The 25,998-nt window shown below is 70.2% G+C and carries 25 protein-coding genes; 10 read left to right on the plus strand and 15 right to left on the minus strand.

Annotated features, from left to right (window positions below; all coding sequences use genetic code 11):
* Positions 1-21: 21 nt before the first annotated feature.
* The 3 genes from G6N64_RS04905 to G6N64_RS04915 all read left to right on the plus strand — a co-directional run bounded on the left by G6N64_RS04905 (position 22) and on the right by G6N64_RS04915 (position 3,882).
* Complete coding sequence (locus G6N64_RS04905; RefSeq protein ID WP_197748322.1) at positions 22-1,008, plus strand: glycoside hydrolase family 6 protein; 987 nt, start codon at positions 22-24, stop codon at positions 1,006-1,008.
* A gap of 189 nt (positions 1,009-1,197) precedes the next feature.
* Positions 1,198-2,646: a class II fumarate hydratase gene (fumC, locus tag G6N64_RS04910; protein ID WP_163795862.1), complete on the plus strand. Its 1,449-nt coding sequence runs from the start codon at positions 1,198-1,200 to the stop codon at positions 2,644-2,646.
* 9 nt (positions 2,647-2,655) lie between these two features.
* Complete coding sequence (locus tag G6N64_RS04915; protein WP_163795863.1) at positions 2,656-3,882, plus strand: threonine/serine exporter family protein; 1,227 nt, start codon at positions 2,656-2,658, stop codon at positions 3,880-3,882.
* Between the two features lie 7 nt (positions 3,883-3,889).
* On the opposite strand, the gene G6N64_RS04920 is transcribed toward G6N64_RS04915, so the two are convergent.
* The gene (locus tag G6N64_RS04920; RefSeq protein WP_163795864.1) at positions 3,890-4,741 is read right to left on the minus strand and encodes an NmrA/HSCARG family protein; all 852 of its coding nucleotides are present in this window, start codon (positions 4,739-4,741) and stop codon (positions 3,890-3,892) included.
* Between the two features lie 163 nt (positions 4,742-4,904).
* Here G6N64_RS04920 and G6N64_RS04925 point away from each other — a divergent pair, with 163 nt between their 5' ends.
* Positions 4,905-5,264, plus strand: a complete 360-nt coding sequence (locus tag G6N64_RS04925; RefSeq protein WP_163795865.1) for a cupin domain-containing protein — start codon at positions 4,905-4,907, stop codon at positions 5,262-5,264.
* A gap of 57 nt (positions 5,265-5,321) precedes the next feature.
* Positions 5,322-5,741: a hypothetical protein gene (locus G6N64_RS04930; protein ID WP_163795866.1), complete on the plus strand. Its 420-nt coding sequence runs from the start codon at positions 5,322-5,324 to the stop codon at positions 5,739-5,741.
* Between the two features lie 2 nt (positions 5,742-5,743).
* On the opposite strand, the gene G6N64_RS04935 is transcribed toward G6N64_RS04930, so the two are convergent.
* The 11 genes from G6N64_RS04935 to G6N64_RS04985 all read right to left on the minus strand — a co-directional run bounded on the left by G6N64_RS04935 (position 5,744) and on the right by G6N64_RS04985 (position 17,034).
* Positions 5,744-6,997: a S1C family serine protease gene (locus G6N64_RS04935; protein WP_163795867.1), complete on the minus strand. Its 1,254-nt coding sequence runs from the start codon at positions 6,995-6,997 to the stop codon at positions 5,744-5,746.
* An 85-nt stretch (positions 6,998-7,082) separates the two neighbouring features.
* The gene (locus G6N64_RS04940; protein WP_163795868.1) at positions 7,083-8,933 is read right to left on the minus strand and encodes a sugar phosphate isomerase/epimerase and 4-hydroxyphenylpyruvate domain-containing protein; all 1,851 of its coding nucleotides are present in this window, start codon (positions 8,931-8,933) and stop codon (positions 7,083-7,085) included.
* Positions 8,930-10,111 carry a bifunctional 3-oxoadipate enol-lactonase/4-carboxymuconolactone decarboxylase PcaDC gene (pcaDC, locus tag G6N64_RS04945; RefSeq protein ID WP_163795869.1) on the minus strand — a complete coding sequence of 394 codons (1,182 nt, stop codon included), beginning with the start codon at positions 10,109-10,111 and terminating at the stop codon, positions 8,930-8,932. Before pcaDC ends, G6N64_RS04940 begins: the two co-directional genes overlap by 4 nt.
* Positions 10,108-11,307, minus strand: coding sequence for a lyase family protein (locus G6N64_RS04950; RefSeq protein WP_163795870.1), 1,200 nt, complete (start codon positions 11,305-11,307; stop codon positions 10,108-10,110). Before G6N64_RS04950 ends, pcaDC begins: the two co-directional genes overlap by 4 nt.
* A complete protein-coding gene (gene pcaG, locus G6N64_RS04955; protein ID WP_163795871.1) occupies positions 11,304-11,864 on the minus strand; it encodes a protocatechuate 3,4-dioxygenase subunit alpha in 561 nt (186 codons plus the stop codon). The genes G6N64_RS04950 and pcaG overlap by 4 nt, the downstream gene beginning before the upstream one ends.
* The gene (pcaH, locus tag G6N64_RS04960; RefSeq protein ID WP_163795872.1) at positions 11,861-12,649 is read right to left on the minus strand and encodes a protocatechuate 3,4-dioxygenase subunit beta; all 789 of its coding nucleotides are present in this window, start codon (positions 12,647-12,649) and stop codon (positions 11,861-11,863) included. The genes pcaG and pcaH overlap by 4 nt, the downstream gene beginning before the upstream one ends.
* Before the next feature lie 9 nt (positions 12,650-12,658).
* A complete protein-coding gene (locus tag G6N64_RS04965; RefSeq protein WP_163795873.1) occupies positions 12,659-14,017 on the minus strand; it encodes an MFS transporter in 1,359 nt (452 codons plus the stop codon).
* A 37-nt stretch (positions 14,018-14,054) separates the two neighbouring features.
* Positions 14,055-14,912 carry a shikimate dehydrogenase gene (locus tag G6N64_RS04970; protein ID WP_163795874.1) on the minus strand — a complete coding sequence of 286 codons (858 nt, stop codon included), beginning with the start codon at positions 14,910-14,912 and terminating at the stop codon, positions 14,055-14,057.
* Between the two features lie 100 nt (positions 14,913-15,012).
* Positions 15,013-15,654, minus strand: coding sequence for a TetR/AcrR family transcriptional regulator (locus G6N64_RS04975; protein ID WP_163795875.1), 642 nt, complete (start codon positions 15,652-15,654; stop codon positions 15,013-15,015).
* A 43-nt stretch (positions 15,655-15,697) separates the two neighbouring features.
* A complete protein-coding gene (locus tag G6N64_RS04980; RefSeq protein WP_163795876.1) occupies positions 15,698-16,489 on the minus strand; it encodes a CPBP family glutamic-type intramembrane protease in 792 nt (263 codons plus the stop codon).
* Positions 16,486-17,034 carry a TetR/AcrR family transcriptional regulator gene (locus G6N64_RS04985; RefSeq protein ID WP_163795877.1) on the minus strand — a complete coding sequence of 183 codons (549 nt, stop codon included), beginning with the start codon at positions 17,032-17,034 and terminating at the stop codon, positions 16,486-16,488. The genes G6N64_RS04980 and G6N64_RS04985 overlap by 4 nt, the downstream gene beginning before the upstream one ends.
* Positions 17,035-17,150: 116 nt before the next feature.
* Here G6N64_RS04985 and G6N64_RS04990 point away from each other — a divergent pair, with 116 nt between their 5' ends.
* From G6N64_RS04990 to G6N64_RS05010, 5 genes are all read left to right on the plus strand, one after another.
* Positions 17,151-17,900, plus strand: a complete 750-nt coding sequence (locus G6N64_RS04990; protein ID WP_163795878.1) for an SDR family oxidoreductase — start codon at positions 17,151-17,153, stop codon at positions 17,898-17,900.
* Between the two features lie 45 nt (positions 17,901-17,945).
* Positions 17,946-18,371: a pyridoxamine 5'-phosphate oxidase family protein gene (locus G6N64_RS04995; RefSeq protein ID WP_163795879.1), complete on the plus strand. Its 426-nt coding sequence runs from the start codon at positions 17,946-17,948 to the stop codon at positions 18,369-18,371.
* Between the two features lie 77 nt (positions 18,372-18,448).
* Entirely contained in the window at positions 18,449-20,275 is a 1,827-nt protein-coding gene (locus G6N64_RS05000) for a DUF2207 family protein (RefSeq protein ID WP_163795880.1), read from the plus strand.
* Between the two features lie 128 nt (positions 20,276-20,403).
* Complete coding sequence (locus G6N64_RS05005; protein ID WP_163795881.1) at positions 20,404-21,435, plus strand: fused (3R)-hydroxyacyl-ACP dehydratase subunits HadA/HadB; 1,032 nt, start codon at positions 20,404-20,406, stop codon at positions 21,433-21,435.
* Positions 21,436-21,579: 144 nt separating this feature from the next.
* On the plus strand, positions 21,580-22,041 hold the full coding sequence (locus tag G6N64_RS05010; RefSeq protein WP_163795882.1) for a hypothetical protein: 462 nt from the start codon (positions 21,580-21,582) through the stop codon (positions 22,039-22,041).
* A gap of 5 nt (positions 22,042-22,046) precedes the next feature.
* On the opposite strand, the gene G6N64_RS05015 is transcribed toward G6N64_RS05010, so the two are convergent.
* The 3 genes from G6N64_RS05015 to G6N64_RS05025 form a co-directional block, all read right to left on the minus strand.
* A complete protein-coding gene (locus tag G6N64_RS05015) occupies positions 22,047-24,923 on the minus strand; it encodes an MMPL/RND family transporter (RefSeq protein ID WP_163795883.1) in 2,877 nt (958 codons plus the stop codon).
* Positions 24,920-25,324, minus strand: coding sequence for an MmpS family transport accessory protein (locus G6N64_RS05020; protein ID WP_163795884.1), 405 nt, complete (start codon positions 25,322-25,324; stop codon positions 24,920-24,922). The genes G6N64_RS05015 and G6N64_RS05020 overlap by 4 nt, the downstream gene beginning before the upstream one ends.
* A gap of 247 nt (positions 25,325-25,571) precedes the next feature.
* Positions 25,572-25,859 (minus strand): CDGP domain-containing protein, encoded by a 288-nt coding sequence (locus G6N64_RS05025; protein ID WP_163795885.1) that lies wholly within the window; start codon positions 25,857-25,859, stop codon positions 25,572-25,574.
* Positions 25,860-25,998 lie beyond the last annotated feature (139 nt).

The raw sequence follows: 25,998 nt of genomic DNA on the forward strand, positions 1-25,998 counted from the left end.
CCGCCACCCTATGTTTTTGGCGTGACGTTCTCAGCTGTTGCGCGGTGGATCTCCCCCTTCCTGGCCGTCGCGGCCGTGGCCGCCGTCGGCGTGGTCGCCGAACCGGCGCCCTCCGCGCCCACCCCCGCGGTCCGCTTGGCCGCCGACGGCAACCCGCTGGCGGGGATGCCCTTCTACGTCAACCCGGACTCCAAGGCGCGGCGCGCCGCCGCCGGCGCCGGGAGCCCCCAGCTCGACGCCATCGCCAACACCCCGACGGCGTACTGGATGGACAACCGGTCCACCCCCGCCGTCGACGCCAAGTACATCGCCACGGCTCAGGCCGCGGGCACCATGCCCGTGCTGGCGCTCTACGCGCTCCCGCACCGCGACTGCGGCAGCTTCGCCGCGGGCGGGTTCGGTTCCGCCGGCGCGTACAAGGGGTGGATCGACGGCGTCGCGGGCGCCATCGGCGGCGGCCCGGCCGCCGTCATCCTCGAACCCGACGCACTCGCCATGGCCGACTGCCTGTCGGGCGACCAGCGCCAGGAGCGCTTCGACCTCATGAGCTACGCCGTCGACACGCTTACCCGCAACCCGGGCACCGCCGTGTACGTCGACGCCGGCCACTCCCGGTGGACCGCCGCCGACGAGATGGCCAACCGGCTGAACCAGGTCGGCGTCGCCAAGGCGCGGGGCTTCAGCCTCAACACCGCCAACTTCTTCACCACCGAGGAGGAGATCGGCTACGGCGACGCGATCTCCGGCATGACGGGCGGCAAGCCGTACGTCATCGACACCTCGCGCAACGGCGCAGGCCCGGCCGAGGGCGAGTACTACTGGTGCAACCCGAGCGGCCGTGCCCTCGGCGTCGCCCCGACCGCGAACACCGGCAACGGCAACGTCGACGCCTTCCTGTGGGTGAAGCGTCCCGGCGAGTCGGACGGTTCGTGCGGCCAGGGCGAGGCGTCGGCGGGCACCTTCGTCAACCAGTACGCCATCGACCTTGCACGCAACGCGGGCTGGTAGCTCGTCGCTCGCACCGAGACAGCGCTGACGGTCGCGACGTGCGAGCGATAGCAGCCACCAGCGCTGCCTCGACGCAACCAGCACCGCCCGCCACCCCGCTAGCCCCCAGTGCTGGGTCGGGCTCGCGGCAACACGCCGCTCCCCGCTAGCGTCGACGACTCCGCTCCCCGTCTCGGCAAGGCTTGAGGCATGACATCGCACGAGACCTCGCCGCCGACGATCCTCGACGTCCCCATCGGCATCGACGCCACCGGCACGCGCGCTGAATCGGACTCCATGGGCACCATCGACGTCCCGGCCGACAGGTACTGGGGTGCGCAGACCCAGCGGTCCCTCATCCACTTCTCCATCGGCAACGACAAGATGCCGAAGGAGGTCTATCACGCTTACGGCTACGTGAAGAAGGCCGCGGCGCGCGTCAACGCTCGCGCCGGCCGACTGCCGCAGTGGAAGGCCGACGTCATCAGCCAGGTCTGCGACGAGGTGATCGGCAAGGAACTGGACGAGAACTTCCCGCTCTACGTCTTCCAGACCGGATCCGGCACGCAGTCGAACATGAACGTCAACGAGGTCATCGGCAACCGCGCGGTCCAACTCGTCGGCGGCGACCTGGGATCCAAGACGCCCATCCACCCGAACGACGACGTCAACATGGGCCAGTCCTCCAACGACACCTTCCCGACGGCGATGCACATCGCCGCCATCCTCGAGATCCAGGACAGGCTCCTGCCCCGGGCGAACGACCTCCAGCAGGCGATCGCCACGACCGGCGGGACGTGGAACGACCTGGTGAAGATCGGCCGCACCCACCTCGAGGACGCCGTCCCGCTGACCGTCGGCCAGGAGTGGTCCGGCTGGGCCGCGCAGCTCCGGACGGCCATCGACCGGGTCGAGGCGTCGCAGGGCGAGCTGTACCGGCTGGCCGCGGGCGGCACGGCCGTCGGCACCGGGCTGAACGCGCCGCACGACTTCGGACCGGACATCGCCGCCGAGATCGCCGAGCTGACCGGCAGGCCGTTCGCCACCGCTCCGAACAAGTTCGAGGCGCTCGGCGGGCTGGACGCGATCGTCGCGGCGGGCGCCGCGCTGCGCGGGCTCGCCGTCACGCTGATGAAGATCGCCAACGACATCCGCTGGCTCGCGTCGGGACCGCGCGCGGGCCTCGCCGAACTCCGCCTGCCCGCCAACGAGCCCGGCAGTTCGATCATGCCGGGCAAGGTCAACCCCACCCAGTGCGAGGCGATGGTCATGGTCTGCATCCAGGTCATCGCCGACGACTCGGGGCTGGCGATCGCGGGCTCGCAGGGCAATTTCCAGCTCAACGCCATGCGCCCGATCATCATCAACGACTTCCTGCACTCCGCGCGCATTCTCGGCGACGCCTGCGAGAAGTTCCGTGAGTTCTGCATCGAGGGCATCGACGTCAACCGCGATCGGATCACCGACTTCGTCGACCGCTCCCTGATGCTGGTGACGGCGCTGTCGCCGGTGATCGGCTACGACGCCGCGTCGGCGATCGCCCACGACGCCGACCGCACCGGTGGCACCCTGCGTGAGGCCGCGCTCGCATCGGGGAAGATCAGCGCCGAGGACTTCGACCGCATCGTCGTACCGGCCGACATGGTCGGACCGTTCTAGGAGTCACCAGTGAGTGAGCAGCGCCCCGCGGACCCGCTCGACACCGTGCTCGACGCCGCCGTCCTCCTGCAGGACAACGGTCAGTCCACCAGCACGACGCTGCTCGCCGTCGACCGGCTGAACTCGGGGCTCGGCGTCCGTAGCCGGCTGATCCCGTCGTGGGCGTCGCTGATCCTGGTCGGCGACCGACCGCGCGTGGCGGCCGTGACGCCGACGTCGATCAACATGCGACGCGTCGCCGCCGCGATGCGGGTGATCGACCGTGCGGAGGACGGTCCCCTCGACCTGGCGGACGTCGCGGCCGGACTCTCGGCCGCCGCGACGCTGCGGCCGTCGCACGCCGGCGTCTTCGTGCTCGCCTGCGCGACCGGCTCGGGTGCCCTCGCGGTGATCTTCGGCGCCGACGACGTCCGTGCCGTCCTGCTGGCCGCCGCCAGTGCCGCCGTCGGTGGCGCGCTGCGTCGGGCGCTGGGGCGGTTCGGCGTCGGCGTCCTGATCCAGGCCTTCGTCGCAGCGGTGGTGGCCGGGCTCGTCGGCGCGGCGGCGGTGCACCTGAACCTGGGCGCCGCCGCAGGCATCGTCGCGCTGTGCCCCGCCATGATCCTGGTCCCCGGACCGCACATCCTCAACGGCGCACTCGACCTGCTGTCGCTGCGGACGTCGCTCGGCGCGGCCCGGATCACGTTCGCCGCAATGGTTCTCGTGTCGATCGCCCTGGGCCTGGTCGTCGGTCTGCACGCGGGAGGCCAGGCGTTGCCGGTCACCGGGGTCACCGCCGCGGTGCCCCTGTACCTCGACGTGCTGGCCGCGGCGGTGGCCGCCGCGTCGTACTCGGTCTACTTCTCGATGCCGTACCGCATGATCGGATGGCCCGTGCTCGCCGGGATGGCCGCCCACGGCGTGCACTGGTGGGCGCTGAGCGTGGTGGGGACGAGCCTCGCCACGGCCGCGCTGCTGGCCTGCCTGGTGGTCGGTGTCCTGCTGGTGCCGCTGTCGCACTTCCTGCGAATGCCGTTCGCGGCTATCGGTTTCGCCGCCGTCGTGTCACTCGTCCCGGGCATGTTCGTGTTCCGGATGCTCAGCGGCGTCATGCAGCTGCCGGGGAACTCGTCGGCGCAGGTGCTCACCGCCACCGCCTCCGACGGAGCGGTCGCCGTCACGGTGACCGCCGCGATGGCGATCGGACTGGTGGTCCCGATGCGCCTGCGCGACAGCCTGCTTCACCGCTCGCGCTGAGAGCCCGTCACAGCGCGGCCGCCAAGTCGGTGCTCACCCAGTCGCCGAACGACTGCCAGCCGATGCCGGGAAACCGCGCGTGCAGGTCGGCGATGTCCACCGTGTATCCGCCGCGGGACAGGAAGCCGAACATGGCCCGCATGTCCTCGGATTCGATGTCGGCGGGATCGTCGGTGACCAGGTCGACCGGTCGACCGACCGCACCCGCGAGCACCTCCGCCATCTGGCGCGGTGTCGGCTCGTCCGAGGCGATGTCGATGCGCGCCCCGCGGTGCGGCTCGGGGTCGAGGAGGATGGCGGCGACGAAGCGCCCGAGGTCGCGGCGGGACAGTTGCTGCAGTCCCTTGTCCGCGGGCACGGCGAGTTCGAGGACACCGGCCTTGATGTCGTCGACGCCGCTGAGCAGGTTGTCGTAGAAATAGGTCGGCCCAACGATGGTGTAGGACAGCCCGGACGCCGCGAGCGACTGCTCGACGACGGCCTTGCTGTCGAAGTGCGGGATGCCGGTGCGCTGATCGGCGTCCGCCACCGAACTGAACACGAGATGGGGCACGCGCGCGGATGTCGCTGCGGCGAGGATGGTCTGGCCCTGCGCGATCTCCGCCGACGGCCCCTCCTCGAATGGCGTCGTCAGCGCGTAGGCACCGCTCGTTCCGTCGAACACCGCCGCCACCGACGCCTCGTCGGAGAGGTCGGCCGACACCACCTCGACGCCCGCCTCGCGCAACCGGACCGCCGCCGGCGAGTCCGTGCGGCGGGTGATGCCGCGCACGGCGGCGCCACGCTCGAGCAGAGCGGTCACCACGGCACCTCCCTGCGCACCGGTGGCGCCCAACACTGCGAACGGTCCCTGCGTCATGGATCTCCCCTACGTCGTCTGTCCGGTGCTGCCAGCCTGCCACCCGCAGGCGTATGCCGCGGTTCCAGCTAGCGGCCACCCGGGTCTCCCGACAGCCGGGATCACGGGAGCGTCCCGACCGGGCAGAGTTGACCGCGTACCGCCCACCGACAGAAGGACGACGATGATCCGAGCATTCCGCCTCTACACCGGCCCCGATGGCAACTCCCACGTCGAACGCGGCAGCATCGCCGCCGGAGCGCTCGTGGGTGCCGAGTCCATCGAGTTCAAGGAGACCGCGGCGCACTCGTCGTTCGACTGGCACAACGATCCGATCCCGCAGTACGTCATCACGCTGTCGGGCGTCCTGGAGTTCTCGACCGTCGGCGGCGAGACGTTCACGATCCACCCCGGCGACGTCCTGCTGGCGATCGACCACACCGGGACGGGCCACGAGTGGCGGTTGGTGAACGACGAGCCGTGGAAGCGGGCCTACGTGGTGTTCACGACGGGCGCCGACACCCACTTCGTGCCCGACGCGTAGCCGGCGACTCCGGTCAAACCACCTCGCTGCGCGCGGCGCTGCGCCACAGTTGAGGGCATGACCGACAAGGGAAAGCCGCCGCCCGGGGACCTCCGCGCCGCGGCGCAGGCCGCCGCCCAGGCTGCGCAGGACCTCGCGAGCGGAGCGTTCCGGGTTCCCACCGCGTCCGCGCAGATCGTGGCGCAACTACCCGGCCTCATCGAGAACCTGGCCGCTGCGACCGAACGGCTGAACAAGAACCTCGACAGGCTCGAGAGGTACCTGGCGCTCGCCGACCCAACGTTCGAGGCCATCGACCGGTTGATACCGCAGCTGGAGGCAGTCGTCGCACGCGGCGATCAGGCCGTCCGTGCCGTGCAGAACATCCCGGGGGTCGGCACCATCGGGCGCATCACGGGTCTGTCGGCCGACCCGAATGCCGCATCCGGGGAGTCGAAGACGTCGAAGCGACGCCCGGCTCCCCGGCGCAAGGACTGAGGTCAGGCCTTGCCGAGCGTCACCTGCGCGGTGGCGGGCGCACCACCGACGACGTAGGTCACCGAGACGGTGTCGCCGGGTGCCCTGGAGCGGACCGCGGCCACCAGCGCCTCGGGTCCGTCGATGACCTGGTCGTCGATCTTCGTGATGACCGAGCCACCGGGCACTCCGGCGGCGGCAGCCGGGCCGTCCGCAGAGACACCGGCGATGGCGACGCCGCCCCCGGCGTCCGGGTTGCCGGTCAGCTGGACGCCGAGGGATCCGTGCGTCGCGGTTCCGGTGGACACCAGCTCGTCGGCGATGCGCTTGGCCTGATCGGACGGGATCGCGAAGCCGAGGCCGATGGAACCGGCCTGTCCGCCATCGGATCCGGGACCGCCGCCGCCACCCATGCTGGCGATGGCCGAGTTCACGCCGATCAGTTCGCCGTTCATGTTCACCAGGGCGCCACCGGAGTTGCCCGGGTTGATCGCCGCATCGGTCTGCAGGGCCTCGAGCACCGACACGGCACCACCCTGCCCGCCCTCGCCGGCCGCCACGGGCCGGTTCAACGCGCTGACAATGCCGGTGGTCACCGTGCCCTGCAGGCCGAGCGGTGAGCCGATCGCGACGACCCGTTCACCGACCTGCACGTCCTTGGACGATCCGATCGCGATCGGCGCGAGACCCGAAACTCCCTCTGCGCGAATGACCGCGAGGTCTCCGGTGGGGTCGGTGCCGACGACCGAGAACGAGACGCTGCGGCCGTCGGAGAACGTGACCTTCTTGGTGATTCCGCCGTCGTCGCCGTTCATGGCGGCGGGCCGGGCGCCGGGCGCGTCGCCCGCTGCCGGTGCCACGACGTGATTGTTCGTCAGGATCAGGCCGTCGGGGCTCAGCACGATGCCCGAACCCTCGGACCCCTGATCGCCCATCTCCAGCGAGATCTTCACGACGCTGGGCATGACCTTCTTGGCGACGTCCTCGACGGAGCCGGCCGGCTGCGTGGCCGGGGACTGGGACGCGGGCCTCGACGCCACCGTGGTCTGACCGACGGAGGGGACGTCGTGGGTGCGGTCGACGGCGACCGCCGTCGTGGCGCCGATGCCTCCGCTGACGACGGCGATGGCCGCGGCGGCGCCGACGATCAGTGCGGTGCGACGGGGCTTGGGGTGCGGCGCCGCGGGTGGCGGCGGGGCGACCTGCACGGGCGGCGGGTAGTTCCACGCCATGTGGTGCGGTGGTGGTGGGCCCATGGGGGGCGGCGGGGTCGTCATCACTCCACCGTGCGGGTCGTCACTGAGACGGGACTGAGAACAAGATCGGCATAGGCCGAGAAGGATTGCGCTCAGGGCGAACGCGTCACCCGCTCGTCGTCGCCTTCCCACGGCGGGCGGCGACGTGGGCGGCCATCCGGATCGGTGCGTCGGCGAGCGGGCGGCCGCGGTAGTCACCGCGGCGCTCGATGATCTCGAAGTAGACCTGCGACCCGATCACCGTGGTGTAGGCGTGCAGGTACTCCCCGTGCGCGTTCCGGTCGTACAGCACGTTCGCCTCGCGGAGCGACTCCACGAACTCGTCGGTGAGGTCCAGCCTGGCCCGAAGATCCACGTAGTAGTTGGCGGGGATGCGCAGGATCGGGGCGTCGGGGGGCAGTGCGTTCAGGGTGGCGATGACGTCGTCGGTGACGAACGCGACGTGCTGCGGGGTCTGCACGCCCGGCGTCCACTTCCCTCGCCGCAGCAGCGGACCGTCCAGCGCCACGCCGAATCCGGATGGATCCGCGCGGAGCAGATGGCTGCGCACCAACCCGTAGGGTCCGGGATACTCCGCCACCTCGTCGGTGCGCATGCCCAGCACCGAGCGGTAGAACAGGACGCTCTCGTCGTAGCGGTCGAAGGGCGCGGTGACCGAGACGTGGTCGATCCCGGTGATGCCCGCGCCGGTCTCGCCGTCGGCCCCCGGTACGGGGTCGAAGTCGCGTCGCCAGTCGAGGCCGCCGCTCGTGGTGGAGACGAAGAACACCGACACGCCGTCGGGTGCCGCGACCGCGGGCAGGTCGGCCTCACCCGGGCGCACCACGCGCGGCAGGGCCGAGACGTTGAGCCCCTCGGCGGACGCGGCGAAACCCGTCGGGTCCTCCGCGTCGAAGGCGATGGCGGCGATCGCCGAGGAATCGTCCTCGGGCGCGTCGGTGGTGACCGTGACCAGGATGGTGGCCGCGGACTGCGTCCAGGCGGTCACGCGCTTCGACCGGTGCGTCGCCGACGGCGTGAAACCCAGCGCGGACAGGGCACTCTCGGCGACGGCGAGGTTGGTCGGCGTGACGCTCAGTTCGACGAAGGCCGCGTCGAATCGCTGCCGCGGCAGCGCGTCGTCGAGGCCCGCCTCGAGCGCTCCCAGTGAGCGGACGGCGTCGATGGCGGTGCGCACCGGCGAGGACTGCCGGAAGACGTCGTTGAACACCTCCAGCGACAGCGGACCGCGGTACCCGGCACGCAGTACCGACGCGGTGAAGTCGACGAGGTCGAACGCCCCCTCCCCCGGGAAGAGCCGGTAGTGCCTGCTCCACTGCAGCACGTCCATGTCCTTGTGCGGCGCGTCGGCGAGCTGGAGGAAGAAGATCTTGTCGCCCGGGACCTCGGCCAGTTCGTCGATGGTCGACGACCGCGACAGGATGTGAAAGCTGTCCAGGCACAGGCCGACCGCAGGATGGTCGGCCCGTCGGACCGCGTCCCAGGACTGCTGCCACAGGTCGACCTCGCGGCCCCACGCCAGCGCCTCGTACGCGATCCGGGTGCCTCGACGGCTCGCGAGGTCGCCCGCCTCGCGAAGTTGGGCGGCGAGCTGATCCACGTCCGCGACCGCGTCGGCCGATGCGTTGGAACAGACCAGGATCAGGTCGACGCCGAGTTCCGCCATGACGTCGAACTTGCGGTCGAGCCGGATCAGGTTGCGCGCGAACTGATCGGGGTCGGTGCTGTCGAGATCGCGGAACGGTTGGTAGAGGACGATTTCCAGCCCGAGATCCTGGCAGCGCCTGCGGATCTCCGCCGGACTCGACGTCGAGGCGACGAGGTCCGGCTCGAACAGTTCTATCCCGTCGAACCCCGCGTGCGCGGCGGCGACGAGCTTGTCGTCGAGCGTGCCGGACAGGCACACGGTGGCGATCGTCTTGACGTGCGGCTTCGGGACCGGGGCGGTCGGCGTCATCCGGCACCGCCCCCGTTGTCGTAGTCGGACAGCACGTCGGCGGCGATGCGGAACGCGGAGTTGGCGTCCGGCACACCGCAGTAGATCGCGGTCTGCATGATCAGCTCCTTGATCTCGTCGTTGCTCAGCCCGTTGCGGCGCGCGGCGCGCACGTGCATCGCGAACTCCTCGTGGTGGCCGCGCGCGATCAGGGCGGTCAGCGTGATCATCGAGCGGCTGCGTCGGTCCAGCCCGGGTCGCGTCCAGATGCCACCCCAGGCGTACTCGGTGATCATGCGCTGGAAGTCCGCCGTCAGGTCGGTGGTGGCGGACACCGCCCGGTCGACGTGCGCATCACCGAGCACCTCGCGTCGGACGGCCATGCCGTCGCGGTACACGTCGTCGAGGGTGTTCGAGGACGGCGTCGGGGGCAGCCCGACGTTCTCCGCGATGAGCGCGGCGACCCGGTCCGGCGCCTCGGCCGGTGCGAGGTGGCCAACGCCGTCGAGGACGACGAACTCGCCGTTCGGCACTCCGGTGGCGATGCGCTGCAACGACTCCGGCGGAGTCGGCACGTCGTCTCGGCCCGCGATCGCGAGGACGGGTGCGGTGATCTCGCGCAGTCGCGGTGCGACGTCGAAGTCGGCCAGCGCCTCGCACGCTTGCGCGTAGGACTCCGGATCGGTGTGGCTCAACCCGTCGAGGAGCGCTGCCGCGACACCGGGGTGCCGCTCGACGAATCCCGGTGCGAACCAGCGCTGCGGCGACGAGGCGACCATGGGGGCGATGCCCTCGGCGCGCACGGTCGCGGCACGTTCGCGCCAGCCGTCCGGAGTGCCGATCGCCGCGCCGGTGCACATCAGCGTCGCGGTGCTCACCCGGTCCGGCGCGTCCAGGGCCACCTGGAGACCGACGGCGCCACCGATCGAATCGCCTGCGTAGTGGAAGGTCTCGGCGCCGATCCGGTCCGCGAGCGCGAGGACGGCGACGGCGAGGTCGGCGATGGTGAACGCCTCGGCGGGGGCGCTGCGACCGTGGCCGGGGAGGTCCCAGCCGACGATGCGGGCACGCGAGACGAGTGCGTCGGCGACGTCGCCCCACAGCGTGGCCGCCGAGGTGCCCAGCGACGGGCCGAGCAGGATCACCGGACCGTCGGCGGGTCCGCCGAAGTCGACGGCGGCGAGTTCGGGAACGGTCACGAGGACTCCTCGAGGAAGCGGCGGGCGCGGCTCAGCGTTGCCTCGACGAAGCGGTCGGCCGCCCCCGCGTAGTCGGAAAGTGGTGGACGACCGGTCAATTCGGCCATCGCCCGCTGCTCGGAGAGCAGGCCGTCTGCGGCGGCGAGGTTGGCCGCGACACGGGACTCGTCGATCCGCAGCCCGGTGACGAGTTCGGAGGTGTGCGCGGCGGCGACGACGGTGCGCCGCGCGAGCGTCCGCAGCGTGGCCCACTCCGCGTGCCACGCGCCGTCGGAGCGTTCGTCGACGCTGCCCGCCGACGCGGCGTGCAGGGTGGCACCGAGCGGGCCCGCGGTGAGCGCGGCGCGTCGGATCAGCACCGACCGCACCGGGTTGTTCTTGTGCGGCATGGTCGACGACCCGCCGCCGCTTCCCTCGGCCAGTTCACCGAGTTCGGGGCGACTGCCCGTCGCCACGTCGGCGGCGATGTGTCCCCACGCGTCGCAGCACGTCACCAGCGCGTCCCCGATCCGGGTGATCGGTGAGCGCGTGGTGTGCCACGGCAGGGTGGGCGCCAGGACCAGTTCGTCGGCCAACGCGTCGCTCAGGGCGAGCGCGCCGTCGACCGACCCGGCCAGTTCGGTGGTGGCGGCCAGTGTTCCCACCGCGCCGCCGATCTGGACGGGCAGTGACGTCCGCAGTGCGGCCAGCGGTTCCGCGGCGTCCAGTACGCCGTCGAGCCAGCGGGCGACCTTCGCGCCCAGGGTGCTGGGTAGCGCCGCCTGGGTGAGCGTGCGAGCCAAAGCCTCGGTGCCGCGGTGGCGTTCGGCGAGATCGGCGAGCGCACGCACCTGGGCTGCGCATTCGACGCCGACCCTGATCAGCACGTCGCGCACGCAGACCACGATCGCCGTGTCGAGAACGTCCTGGCTCGTCAGACCGCGGTGCAGCCAGCGTGCCGTCGCAGGCTCCGACCGGTCCCGCAGGATCGCGACCAGTGCGCTGACGGGGTTGCCGTCGACGTCGGCGCGGCGCGCGATCGCCTCCGCATCGCCCTCCGACGTGGACAGCTCGGCCCGGGCGTCCGGCGGGGCGATGCCTGCGTCGACGAGGCAGCCCAGCCACGCCTGCTCCACCGCGACCATCGCGGCGAGGAAGGCCTCGTCGCTCATCAGGTCGCCGGCGAGGTGGTCGCCCGGCCAGAACAGGTCCGTCACCGCTGGTGCCCGGGGTAGCGCAGGAAGACCGTCTCGCGGGGACCCTGCAGGCGGACGTCGAAGCGCAGCCCGCCGGCGTCGCGGGAGGCGATGAGCGTGTCCCGGCGGTCGGGCGGCAGCGACGCCAGCAGCGGGTCGTCCGCGAGGTGGTCGCCGGGCACGTAGGCGCGGGTGAACAGCCGGTTGAGCAGCCCTCGGGCGAAGACGGTGACCAGGATGAACGGCGCCGCTCCCGGCTGGGACGGGCCGGGGACGACGGTGGAGAAGGAGTACCGGCCGTCGTCGCCGGTGCTCGCCCGCCCCCAGCCGGTGAAGGTGAACCCGTCCCTGCGCAGCGACCCGGCGGACCGGGGCACCGCGCCGTCGGCGTCGGCCTGCCAGATCTCCAGCAGCGCGTCGGGCACGGGGCGGTCGGCGCCATCGGTGACGATGCCGGACACGTGGACGGCGTTCGGCGATCCCGGCGGCACGAGTTCGTGGCACCGGTCGAACGGCAGGGCGTAACCGAAGAAGGGTCCGACGGTCTGTCCCGGCGTGGCGGTCATCGGGGTGCTCATCGGTCTTCCTCCACGGGCGTCCGCGAGGCACCGCTCAGCACGATGTCCCAGCGGTATCCGGTGGCCCACTCGTGGGTGGTGACGTCGTGGTCGTAGGCGGCGACGAGGCGGTCGCGCGCCTCGGGGTCGGTGATGGCCTGGTAGATCGGGTCGAGCGGGAACAGCGGGTCGTTCGGGAAGTACATCTGGGTGATCATCCGCTGCGTGAATTCCGTTCCGAACAGCGAGAAGTGGATGTGTGCCGGCCGCCAGGCGTTGCGGTGGTTCTTCCACGGGTACGGTCCCGGCTTGATGGTGGTGAACCGGTAGGTGCCGTCGTCGTCGGTCAGGCAGCGGCCGACGCCGGTGAAGTTCGGGTCGATCGCCGCGGGATGCTGGTCCCGCTTGTGGATGTAGCGCCCGCCCGCGTTGGCCTGCCAGATCTCGACGAGCTGACGCCGCACCGGCCTGCCGTCGCCGTCGACCACCCGGCCGGTCACCACCATCCGCTCGCCGATCGGCTCACCCCCGTGCTGGATGGTGAGGTCCGCCTCGAGCGGGTTGACGTCGCGCTCGGAGAAGCACGGCGTCCAGAGTTCGACGCCCTCCGGGTCGGCGTGGTGCAGGTCCTTGGTGGGGTGCCGCAGCAGGCTGCTGCGGTAGGGCCCGTAGTCGAGCCGGGGCTGCGTCTCCTCGGCCCCGGCGCGCTCGTAGTCGGCCGCGATCGTCGCGATCTCCGCGCTGATCGCCTGCTGGTCGGCGACCGCGCTGTCGGAGTCGGTGGCCACCGTCGTCGTGTTCTGCACGGTCCCTTCCTAGTGGTCGACGAGCTTGCGCGCCGCGGCGGGCTCCGTGCCACCCAACTCCGCGGTCGTGACGTCCTTGGTCTCCCGCGCCGTCAGCGCGGCGGCGGTGGCGATCAGGCAGACGACGGCGGTGAAGATGCTGATGACCACCCAGCCACCCTCCTCCACGCCGCCCAGCGCGGTGACGATGGCCGGGGCGAAACCGGCGACCAGGAAGCCCAGCTGGGTGCCGATCGCCAAGCCGGAGAACCGAACACGCGTGGAGAACATCTCACCGTAGAACGACGGCCACACGGCGTTGGCGGCGGCGTAGCCGAACGAGAACGTCGCGATCGCCAGGGCGAACATCAGCAGGTCGTTGCCGCCGCTCATCGACAGCAGGTAGAAGGGCATCAGGATCGCCGACGACAGTGCGCCGTAGATGAACACCGGCTTGCGTCCGATCTTGTCGGCGAGCTTGCCGAACAGCGGCTGGGTGCCCAGCGCCACGATGTTCGCGACGACGACCAGCCACAGGGTCTCGTCGGCGTTGAGGCCCATCTTCTTGCCGTAGGCGATGGCCAGGTTGGCGAACACCGTCGACACGGCGGCGATCATCGCGCAGAAGATCACCCGCAGGACGTCGCGCCAGTGATTGCGCATCAGCGGCGCCAGCGGCATCTTGGCGATCGTGCCGCTGGCCTTGGCGTCCTCGAACTCGGGCGTCTCGTGCAGTCGGCGCCGGATGAAGTAGGCGACCACGACCACGAATGCGCTCAGCCAGAACGGAACTCGCCAGCCCCAGGAGTACAGGTCCTCGTCGGGGAGGGCGACGACGGGAATGACGACGAGCGAGGCGAGGATCAGACCGCCCTGGGTTCCGGTCAGCGTCCAGGACGTGAAGAACGCGCGCTGGTGGTCGGGCGAGTGCTCGAGGGTCAGCGAACTGGCGCCGGCCTGCTCCCCCGCGGCCGAGAAGCCCTGCAGCAGCCTGCACGTCACCAGCAGGATGGGCGCGAGCACCCCGACCGCACCGTACGTCGGGAGGCAGCCGATGGCGAAGGTCGATGCGCCCATGAGGACGAGCGTGAACATCAGGACGTTGCGGCGCCCGATCCGGTCGCCGAAGTGGCCGATCACGAACGCACCGATCGGCCGGGCCAGGTAGGCGACGCCCAGGGTCGCGAAGGACTGCGCCAGGGCCACGGTCTCGTTGCCCTCGGGGAAGAAGATCTTCGGGAACACCAGAGCCGCAACGAAACCGAACACGAAGAAGTCGTAATACTCGACGGCGCTGCCCATGAAGCTGGCCAGGGCGGCCTTCTTCGGCGTCCGTTCCGGTGCGGCGGCGGGGACGCCGTCGGGTGGGGTGCTGTCGGTGATGCTCATCGGTTCCTCCTACGTTCCTCGGTGAACTTGGCGGTGACTACTGGGCGAGCGTGCGGAAGTGGCGTGACATCCGGTCGGCATCCGGGGCGATGCCGGTGATCAGTTCGAAGGCGATGGCCGCCTGGTGGACGGCCATGTGTCCGCCGTCGAGGGTCCGGCACCCGGCGCGACGGGCAGCGGTCAGCAGCGCCGTGTCGAGCGGCCGGTAGACGATGTCGGCCACCCACAGTTCGGGGTGCAGCAGGCCGGCGTCGAACGGCATGCCCGGGTGGTCGGCCATGCCGGTGGGGGTGCAGTGCACGACACCGTCGCTGTGCGGCAACAGGATCGAGAGCTTGTCGAATGCCGATGCGTCGACGCGGGCGTCGCGGTGCCGCGCGCCGAGGTCGCCGGCGAGCGCCGTGGCCCGCTCGACGTCGAGGTCGACGACGGTGAGGTGCTCGGCGCCGAGGTCCAGGAGTGCATGCCCGACCGCGGCACCCGCACCGCCGGCGCCCAGCAGGACGACGTTCGACGTCGCGGCACCGGGCAGGCCCTCGGCGAACCCCGTGCCGAAGCCGGGCGCGTCGGTGTTGTGGCCGATGGTGCCGTGCGCCTGGAACACCACCGTGTTCACCGCACCGAGCGCTCTGGCCCCGTCGTCGAGGTCGTCGAGGTGCGGGATCACCGACTGCTTGCAGGGGTGGGTGACGTTGAGTGCGTCGAAGCCGAGGGCGCGCGCCCACGTGAGGACGTCCCCGATCTGATCGGCGGCGAGGCCCGCGGAGGTGAGATCGATCGTGCGGTAGACGTAGTCGAGGCCGTGGGCCCGACCCTCGGCCATGTGCATGGCCGGGGTCAGCGACGGGCCGACGCCCTGTCCGACCAGGCCGACCAGATACGGGCTGCGAGCCACTGCGTCACCGTCCCAACTAATGTACGAACTAGTACGTTCGTAAAAGTAGAGCACTGTGGCCCACGTCTCGTCAAGGACATCGTGTGAGGCGGATCGCTCGTCAGTGCGTGGTGAGCCAGCCGACGACGACGTCGCCGATCATGCGACGCAGGTGGGCGCGCCGAGTGGTCTCGGTGAAGTCCACGTCGAACAGGAACCCGAAGGTGTAGCGGTTCGCCACCTGGAACACGCAGTACGAGCTGATGAGGAGGTGCACGTCGAGCGCGTCGACGTCGGCCCGGAACACCCCCTGCTCGTGTCCGCGGGCCAGGATCTCGTCCAGCAGCGAGGTCGCGGGCTGGCCGAGTGTGCGCAGGGAGTCGATCCGACCGATGTACTCGCCACGGTGGATGTTCTCGATCGCCACGAGACGGATGAATGCCTGGTGGTCGAGATGGTGGTCGAAGGTCAGTTCGGCGAGGTTGCGGATGGCCACCACCGGGTCGACGTGGTCGACCTGCAGGCGCTGCTCGGCCTCGCGGATGCCGCGGTAGGCGCTCTCCAGCACGGCCATGTAGAGGCCTTCCTTGCCACCGAAGTAGTAGTAGATCATCCGCTTGGTGGTGCGGGTGCGCTCGGCGATCTCGTCGACCCGGGCTCCCGAGTAACCCGACTCCGCGAACACCTCGGTGGCGACGGCGAGGAGGTCGGCGCGGGTGCGCTCGGCGTCTCGTTGGAGTTCGGGGCGGGGCTCGCCGGTCACGTCGCGAGCTTACTGTCCGACTCCGGTTCGACCGGCGACGCGACTACGTCGTACCGAGGATGACGATGCTGGTGATCGCAGCGAGGTCCGCGAAGAAGTGGATGGTCGTGTTCCAGGCGGTGCCCCGGTTCTGCAGCATCGCCAACCCCGTGACGAGACCGAAGACGAAGGTGAAGAGCACGCCGGTGACGCCTCCCGGACTGCCCGTGACGTGGCCGACGCCGAAGACGGCCGCGGACACGACGAGCGCGACGCCGGGCCCGACGACCAGCAGTGGCAGCGCGCCCACCAGGACGCCGACGAGACCACTGGCGCCGGACGCCCGGTCCAGCACGGCGGGATCGGTGAGGAAGAAGACGGAGACCACGACGATCACCAGCGGGCCGGCCACCGACCACCGCAGTCCCGGAACGCCGGTCGGTGCGTCGAGCCTGCCCCTGGTGACGAGGAGCCGCCGCGGCGACCAGCGATAGCCGACGGCGATGGCGAGCAGGACGGCCACCGAGATCAGCTTCGTGGAGTTCACCACGAGGAACACGGCCGGGAGCGACGCGGTCGAGATCCAGTGCGCCACCGACCCGTTCGCGGTGATGATGGCGGAGGCCCAGCCGAAGACCGAGACGGCGCCGAGGGCGAGCACGGTGTCGGCCGGACCCTCGCATCCCGCTCGCCGGCGCAGCAGGACTCCGAACCCCAGCAGCGCCACGGTCACCGCGACGCCGATGGCCACCCGGATCGTGACGTCCTCGAGGACCTGGATCGCGATGCTGCCGAGCACCGCGAGGACCACGGCGAGCGCGACGGCTGCCGGTTCCCGTGCCGGCCGGACGGTCACGTCTCCGGCCAGCCGGCCATCGCCCGGTCCGCGACGGCGTGCAGCTCGTCCCGGCCGGCTCCGCCCGTGGCCTGTATCGAGATTCCCTGGCACACGGCCGAGATCCACCGGGCGAGGGTCAGCGTGTCGTCGCCCACCGGCTCGCCACGCTCCGCCGCGACGTCGAAGCGCGCGGCGAGTTCGCGCACGCCGGCCTCCCGTAGGTCGGCGAGCCCGGGCGCCCGCCCGACGGTGAGGCACCCCCGCGTCTCGCCACTGACCGCCTCGACTGCACCGTGCACCATCGCGTGGGCGACGTCGCGCGCGGTGGGCATGGCCAGCGCCATCGTCGTGTAGCCGCCGGGACCGGCGAGGTAACGCCGCATCGCGCGTGCGAACAGCTGCTCCTTCGAGCCGAACTCGGCGTACACGCTGCGGCGGTTCACGCCGGTCGCGGCAGTGACGTCGGAGATCGAGACGGCGTCGAACCCGCGCTCCCAGAACAGCGTCATCGCCTGCTCCTCGACGTCGTCGGGATCGAACTCGCGCGGCCGGCCGACTGCCACTGCTGACCTCCTTCATGTGATGCCGGTCACACCAGGAATGACTTTCACTGCCGCCCGGCTTCACCCAGCGTAATAAGTAACACTACGGTTCGTAATTCACCGAGAGGTCGTTCACGATGAGCACCACACCCCTGGCCGGCAAGCGGGCGCTGGTAACCGGAGGTTCGCGCGGCATCGGCGCCGAGATCGTCCGGCGGCTGACCGCGGGCGGCGCCGCCGTCGCCTTCACCTACGCCTCCTCGGCCGCCGACGCCGAGAAGCTCGTCGCCGACGTCGCCGCCTCGGGTGGCACCGCCCTCGCGATCCGGTCGGACGCCGGCGATCCCGCCCAGAACGTCGCCGCGGTCGAGCAGACGGTCCGCGAGCTGGGCGGCCTGGACGTCGTCGTGAACAACGCCGCGGTCGTGGCCATCGCGGCCGTCGAGGACTACACCGCCGACCAGTACGACCGGATGATCGCCGTCAACGTGGGCAGCGTCTTCTGGACGACTCAGGCCGCGGTGCCGCACCTGACCGACGGCGGGCGGATCATCAACATCGGCAGCATCAACGCCGACCGGGTGCCCGGGCCGGGACTGTCGGTGTACGCGCTCACCAAGGGCGCGGTGTCGTCGTTCACCCGTGGCCTGGCCCGCGAACTCGGCCCCCGCGGCATCACCGTCAACAACGTGCAGCCCGGCCCCATCGACACCGACGCCAACCCCGACGACGGCGGGGACTTCCCCGAGAGCCTCAAGAAGATCATGCCGCTGGGCCGCTACGGCCACACGACGGACGTCGCCGCGATCGTCGGATTCCTGGCCGGCCGCGAGTCCGGCTTCGTGACGGGCGCCAACTGGAACGTCGACGGCGGATTCACCGTCTGATCGGACCGGGGAATAGCCCCGCCGAGCACTCGCGTTGCCCGAGTCGTGAAGGCCTTCTCAGAGCAGGACCGGCAGCAGTTCCTCCAGGACGTCCGCGTCGCCGTGCTGTCGGTGGCAGCGGACAACGGGCGCCCGCCCGCCAGCGTCCCCATCTGGTACGACTACGCGGACGGTCTCATCCGGATCAGCACCGGAGCCTCCTCGCGCAAGGCGCGACTGATCCGGGACGCGGGCGCCGTCACCCTGGTGGTCCAGCGCGAGGAACCGCCGTATCAGTACGTGGTCGTCGAGGGCACCGTCGTCGACACGACGACGCCCACGCCGAAGGACATCGGCCTGGCGATCGCGGTCCGCTACCTGGGCGAGGAAGGTGGGCACGCCTTCATGGAGTCGATGCGCGATGTCGGCAACGTGATGTTCACCGTGCGCCCCGATCGCTGGATGACCGCCGACTTCTCCGACGACCTGTAGGCCCCCGGCTTTGGTGCGGCCGCCCGGTTCCGAACCGGGATACGGTCGATAGGTCATCGGCAGCGACGGTCTCGGGGGTGCGCGTGAACGTTCGCCGCATCATCGCCTGGGCCGCAGCCATCGCCGTCGTCGCCGTCGGCGTCCTCTGGCCGGCGATCGTCTTCGGCCTCGGTGACGACTCCGCCGTCGGCGATCCCGTCCGCTTCACCGACTACCGCGCCGACTTCACCGTGGACGCCGACGGGCGGATGTCGGCCGTCGAGACCATCACCGGACTCTTCCCCGCCGCCAAGCACGGGCTCGTGCGAGCCTTCAGCGACGCGAACGCCTACGCGCCCCACACCCGGCGACTGCCGACGGACGTCACCGCCGAGATAGACGGCCGCCCGACCGACGTCGCCACGTCGTGGCAGGACCCGACCACCTACCTCGCGCGGATCGGGGATCCCCATCGCGTGCTCCAGGAGGGATCGCACGTCGTCACCATCAGCTATCGCGTGGACGCCGTCCTCGATCCCGGCAGCACCGGCGCCGACGTCGACTTCGCCTCCACTACAGGCGAACCCCGCGACACGGCATCGGTGCTCCTCTGGCAGGTGGTGCCCGCGTGGAACAACCGGATCGACCATGCCACCGTGTCGGTGACGCTGCCCGAACCGGTGGCCGGCGGCGGCTGCACGGTCGGGATCGGCGACCGGGAACGGCCCTGCGTCGGCTTCGACGTCGAGGGCGACACCGTGCGAATCCGGGCGAACGACCTGGCGTCCCGAACCCCCATCACCGTGCGCGCCGGCACCGACGTCGCCACCCCGGACCAGACGTTCATCCCCTGGAGCCCACGCTTCGACGCCGTCTTCGATCGTCACCTCGGCGGTCTCGTCTGGCCCACCGTGCTCGCCGTGGTCGCGGCCATCGGCGTGCGGCTCTGGCTGAGGAGCATCCGCGACGGGTTCACCGCCGCACCCGTGCAGAACGCGCCGCCCGATGGGTTGGGGCCCGCACAGTGGGACTTCGTCCGCACGCTGACGGTGAGTCCCGACGCGCTCACCGCGACACTGCTGCACCTCGCGGACGAGAAGCTGATCACCCTCACCGAGGTCAATGAAACCCGGTGGACGGTGGAGGGCATCGCCGACCAGGACGCCTGGGACCGCGTCGACTCCGTCAGCCGGCGCACCGGCGCCCTGCTCGGGCTCGCCCGAGCCGGGGAGGTGCTCAACGCCAACGGGACGGCCACCGCGGGACGGCAGCTGGCCCGGGCGCGTGATGACCTCGACGGCGCGGTCCGGAAGTGGGCCGAGCGCGAACGTCTCGTGGTCGCCGGTCGCCGCCTCGACGTCATCGGCCTGCGCAGCGCCGGGGTGGTGGCCGCGCTGGTCGCGGTCGCTTTGGTCAGCCCGTGGTCCGGCATCCCGACCCTGTGGGGTCTGCCGTTCGCCGTCGCCCTACTGGCGTCGGTCCCGGCGTGGCGGGTGAACGCCGACCTCCGTCGCACGGAGGCGGGTCTCCACCTGACGTCCAAGGCCCGGGGCTTCCACCGCCTGCTCGCCACGGGATCGTCCGAGGCGCGCTTCGACTTCTCCGGTCGCTCGGGCATCTACACCTCTTATGTGCCGTATGCCGTGGTCGCGGGCATTGCAGCCCGCTGGGCGGCCACGTTCGAAAAGGTCACGGGCACGCCGGCACCGGAGCCGCCGTGGTCCCGGCTCGACTCCGCAGGCGGTGCTGCGGGGGTCACCGGTCTGCAGTACGCGGTGGCGGCCAGCATCGGCTCCTATTCGCCCGTGGCCTCGATCGAGTCGGGCGGCGGCGGCGGCGACGGTGGGTCGTACGGCGGCAGCGGCGGGGGGTTCGGCGGTGGCGGGGGTGACGGTGGCGGCGGCGGTGGCGGCGGCTCCTGGTGAGGCTCGCCCGCCCGGACGCACGCGCATCGGCGTTTAGCGCCGGGCTCGTCGCGCGTTAATGTGCTGGGGTCGGCATCAGCGCACGAGCCGATCGGAAAGTTTTGAGCACCTTCGATGAGGACGATCCCGTGACCACAGCAGCAGAGGCGTCGGAACTCGAATCCCGGGTCGGCCACTACTACCAGGCAGACGACACCTACCTCGTAGGGCACGAGCGCGTCCGCGAGTTCGCCCGCGCGGTGCAGAACTACCATCCCGCGCACTGGGACCTCCCCGCCGCGGAGAAGCTCGGCTACTCGGGCCTGGTTGCACCGCTGACCTTCACGTCGGCGCCCGCGATGGTCTGCAACCAGCGAATGTTCGAATCGGTGGTCATCGGTTACGACATGTACCTGCAGACCGAAGAGGTCTTCGAGCAGCACCGCCCGATCGTGGCCGGCGACCTGCTGCACACCGACGTCGAGCTGGCCTCGGTGCGGCGCATGGCGGGCCGGGACCTGATCACGGTCACCAACACCTTCACCGACGCCGCGGGCGAGCGGGTGCACACCCTGCACACCACGGTCGTCGGCGTTACCCCCGAGGACGTGGATCCGGCGATCCGAGCGGCCGTTGCGGGCGTGATGATGCACGACGTCAACATGCTCGGACGCGACGAGTCGCACTCCGACTTCAAGAAGGCCGCACGCCCCGAGGCCGTCGTCCCGATCGCCGACGGCGGCATGACCCGCACTCCCGGCTCGCCGTCGTTCGAGGACGTCAACGTCGGCGACGAACTGCCCGTGCACCACGGCCGGCTGTCCCGCGGCGACCTGGTGAACTACGCCGGCGTGGCCGGTGACGCCAACCCACTGCACTGGGACGAGTCGATCGCCAAGCTGGCGGGCCAGCCCGACGTGATCGCGCACGGGATGCTCACCATGGGCCTGGGCGCCGGGTACGCGGCGTCGTGGCTGGGCGACCCCGGTGCCATCACCCGCTACGCGGTGCGCCTGTCGCAGCCCGCGATCGTCTCGGCCGCCGAGGGCGCCGACATCGAGTACAGCGGCCGGATCAAGTCGCTGGACCCCGAGACCCGCACCGGCGTCGTCATCGTGGCCGCGAAGTCCGGCGGCCGCAAGATCTTCGGGCTCGCGACGCTGCACGTCCGCTTCAGCTGAGCGTCCGCCGACGAGCGTGACGCCACGGCGACGTCGCGGCTGATTCCTCGCACTGGCGTCACGTTCGCGGCCGCGCCCGCAGCCACCTGTCACGTTCCTGTGAGTATCCGACATGGGTACTTAGAGAAGGTAACGTTTTCAGGCATGAACCTCGGTCCGTGGGGCGACCTCACCATCCTCGCCGGAGTGATGGAAGCGGTGTTCGCCACCGGCGTCTTCGTCTACATCAGCCGGCTGGAGCGCCGCACGTCGCACCCGCTGGGTGATCAAATCGGCGCCCACAAGGCGGTGCTCGCCAAGATCCGCAAGCGCGAACCGCTGACCCGCGACGAGCACGACTACGCCGCCGAACTCGTCGCCGACGCCCGCTCGCCACTGGCCTACGCGATCCCCGCCGCACTGTTCACCCTCGGCTTCTTCTACGTGGTGGGCTGCCTGTACGTGCTGCACGTCCACGGCGGCAACCCGTCGTTCCGGACGTTCATCGGCGGCATCCCGATGTTCACCTCCATCAACATGGCGGTGCAGCTGCGCAAGGTGGCGGGGCTCGGCAAGCGGTTGCGCGACGCCCAGGTGGTTGACGACCGGGAGCTGGCCACGGCCTAGCGTGCTCAGCGCCTGTGTGCTCCGACCGACGGGCCCTCGTCGTCGTCCCACAGGGTGAGCTGCCGCTGGTCGTCGCCCCTGCGGAACGGTTGCGGGACGGGACGCTGCCGCACCTTGAGCGGCCACCAGAACCACCGGCCGAGGATCGCCGCCACCGCCGGGGTCATGAAGGACCGCACGATCAGCGTGTCGAAGAGCAGACCGAGGGCGATCGTCGTGCCGATCTGGCCGAGGATCCGCAGATCGGCGAAGACGAACGACGCCATCGTCGCCGCGAACACCAGGCCGGCCGCCGTTACCACCGCACCCGAGCCCGCCATCGCCCTGATGATGCCGGTGTTGAGGCCCGCACCGATCTCCTCCTTGAACCGGGAGATCAGCAGCAGGTTGTAGTCCGATCCCACGGCCAGCAGCAGAATGATGGCCAGCGCCAACACGATCCAGTACAGGTCGATGCCGAGTAGGTCCTGCCAGATCAGCACCGACAACCCGAACGACGCCCCCAGCGACAGCGCGACCGTGCCCACGATGACGAACGCGGCGACGATGCTGCGGGTGATGAACATCATGACGAGCAGGATCAGGCTCATCGCGGCGATCGCGGCGATGATCAGGTCGTACTTCGCGCCGTCCTGAATGTCCTTGTACGTTGCGGCGGTTCCGGCGATGAGGATCTTCGACCCGCCGAGCGGTGTGCCCTTGACCGCTTCCTGCGCCGCGTGGCGGATGGACTCGATGTGCGAGATCCCCTCGGGCGTCGCGGGATCGCCCTCGTGGGTGATGATCATCCGGGCGGCCGTGCCGTCTGGTGACAGGAACAGCTTGAGTCCGCGCTGGAACTCGGGGTTGCTGAACGCCTCCGGCGGAAGATAGAACGAGTCGTCGGTCTTCGAGGCGTCGTACGCCTGGCCCAGCGCCGTCGAGTTCTGCAGGGCCGCCTGAGTCTGGTCGTTGATGCCGGACGTCGTCGCATAGTTCGTGAGCGTCAGGTCGCGGTTGGTCTGCTGATTGGTGATCTGCGGGGGGATGAGCGCCAGCAGCTTCGGTTGCAGCGCATCGAGATTCGCGATGCTGCCCGACACGTTCTTCAGCTGGTCGGTCAGCGCGTCGATGCCGTCGAGCGCGTCGAACAACGACCTGATCGCCGCGCAGGCCGGGATGTCGAAGCAGTGCGGCTCGAAGTAGAAGTAGCTGCGGATCGGCCGGAAGAAGTCGTCGAAGTTCGCGATCTTGTCGCGGAGATCCTCGGCGGTCGCGACGGTCTGCTGGAACGCCCTGGTCTGCTCGTCGGTCGCCGCGCTCGACTGCTGTTGCAGCGCATACTGTTGCCGCAGCGTCTCGATCGAGTCGTTGATGACGTCCACCTGCTTGAGCAGATCAGCACCGCGCGCCTGCTGGAACGGCAGGTTGTTGATCTGCTGCGCGCTGCTCGCGCTGATCTGGAACGGGATCGACGTGTGGTCCAGAGGTGTGCCGAGCGGCCGCGTGATCGACTGCACCTGCGCGATCCCGTCGGTGTGGAAGACCGCCTTCGCGACGCGCTCCAGCAGGATCATGTCGGTGGGGTTTCGCAGGTCGTGATCGGCCTTCACCACCAGGAGCTCGGGATTGAGCCGTGCCTGCGAGAAGTGCCGTTCGGCGGCGGTGTAGCCGACGTTGGCCGGTGCCGTCGACGGCAGGTAGGGCCGGGCGTCGTAGCTGGTCTGGTAGCCCGGCAGGGCGAGCAGCCCGATCAGCGCGATGCCGATGGTCGCGACCAGGATCGGCCCGGGCCACCGGACGATGGCCGTCCCGATGCGGCGCCATCCCCGGGTGCGCATGGGCCGGCTGGGCTCGAACAGACCGAAGTGGCGACCGATGATCAGCAGGGCCGGCGCCAGGGTCAGCGCCGCCACCACCGCGACGAGGACGCCGATTCCCGCAGGGACGCCCAGGCTTTGGAAGTACGGCAGCCTCGTGAAGCTCAGGCACAGCACCGCGCCGGCGATGGTCAGGCCCGAGCCGAGGATGATGTGGGCCGTGCCGTGGTACATCGAGTTGAACGCCGTGACGCGGTCCTCCCCCGTCCAGCGCGCCTCGTGGAAGCGGCCGAGCAGGAAGATCGCGTAGTCCGTCCCGGCGGCGATGACGAGCAGCGTCAACAGGTTCGTCGAGTAGGTCGACAGTTCGATGATGCCGGCGTTGGCCAGGACGGCGACGACGCCGCGCGACGCGGTGAGTTCGATCATCACCGTGAAGATGACGAGGAACACCGTCGTGAGACGCCGGTAGATGAAGAACAGCATCACCGCGATCACGCCCAGTGTGATCAGGGTGGTCTTCAGCGTGCCGTGCCTACCGACCTCGAACTGGTCGGTGACGAGCGGTGCGGCGCCGGTGACGTACGCCTTCAGGCCCGGCGGCGGTGGTGTCTCGTCGACGATCGAGCGCACCGAGTTCACCGACTCGTTGGCGAGCGACTCACCCTGATTTCCGGCGAGGTACAGCTGCACCAGCGCCGCCTTGCCGTCGGAGCTCTGCGAACCGGCCGCGGTCAGCGGGTCGCCCCAGAAGTCCTGGACGTGCTCGACGTGCGTGGTGTCCTGCTCGAGCTTCTGGACCAGACCGTCGTAGTACCGGTGTGCGTCGGCGCCGAGCGGTTGATCGCCCTCCAGCACGATCATCGCCGAGCTGTCGGAGTCGAACTCGTCGAACACCTTGCCGATCTGCTTGCTGGCCTGCAGCGACGGGGCGTCCTGCGGGCTGAGCGAGACGTTGTGCGCCTCGGCGACGGTCTCCAGCTGTGGCACGAAGACATTGGTCAGCACGGCCAGCGCGAGCCAGAACAGCGCGATGAGGACCGAGAACCGCCGGATGACGTCCGGGACGCGGTGGGCGCTCATCCGGACTTGTCCAGGCAGAAGGTGAAGGCGTTCAGGGTGTTCACCGATCTCTCGTCCTTGACGACGTCGTCGATCTTGATGCGGCACCCGATCGAGTCGCCGTCACCCTGAGCCGAGACGTTGACGAACACCGCAGGCTGGGTCGTGGTGGCGTCGTACGCCCAGGGCAGCGCCGCGTCGTCGGCTCGCTGCGGCTGAGCGTTCACGTCAAGGTAGGTGATGGTCGCGACCGTGCCGGGTGGGCCGTAGACCTCCAGGACCACGTGCTTGGGGTTGAACGGCACGATGTCGCTGTCGGCCCCGCTCGGCGTCGACGTGACGTCCTCGGAGGCGAAGATGCCGTGCAGCCGGAAGACGGCGAATCCGGCGACGACGAGCACCACCACCGCGACCAACGGCATCCAGCGCCGGGCGAGTCGTCGTCCGATCGAGACACGCTGCGCGCGTGACTCTTTCACCGGATACCGGCAGCGAATGTCAAGGAGATTCCCCTAGGGTGGCTAATCAACGAGGTTGACGGTACGACACCGGACCGTTCTCCACAACATCTGCCCTCAGTCGTCGTCGCACCAATCCTGGCCATTCACAGCAACTTCGGAGGTTCGGCCTCTGGCGTCACCGCGGTGGGGGTGGTAGGGGTCCCGAGGGTCAGGGGTCGACGTGGTACGGCGGTTCGCCGACCCACCAGAGCCGGTTCGGGTCGACGGCCGAGCAGCGGACCCTGGTGGGCTCGGAGTCGCCCACGCCGCTGATGCCGTAGCCGAACGCGATCCGGCACCGGTCCCAGGTCCCGTCCGGCCTGACGGGCATGTCGCAGTACTGCACGGTGCCGCGGGTCTCGCACCCTGCGCTCGCCGGCGCCGCCGTGGCGAGCGCCACGCCCGCGACGAGCAGGACCCCGGCGGACGCCGCCGGTACCACCCGAAACCTGCTCACGTGCAGGGACTTTACGCAGCGGTCGCCGTAGATGCCCGAGCCCGACCGCCGGTCATCGGAGAGGGCTTTCGTCCCCTAGGATGTGGACATCCGATCGGGACTCCGATTGCCCTGGCCTTCGCCGACCCACTGGAGAACA

The sequence above is a fragment of the Mycolicibacterium sediminis genome, assembly GCF_010731735.1.
Taxonomy (GTDB): Bacteria; Actinomycetota; Actinomycetes; order Mycobacteriales; family Mycobacteriaceae; genus Mycobacterium; species Mycobacterium sediminis.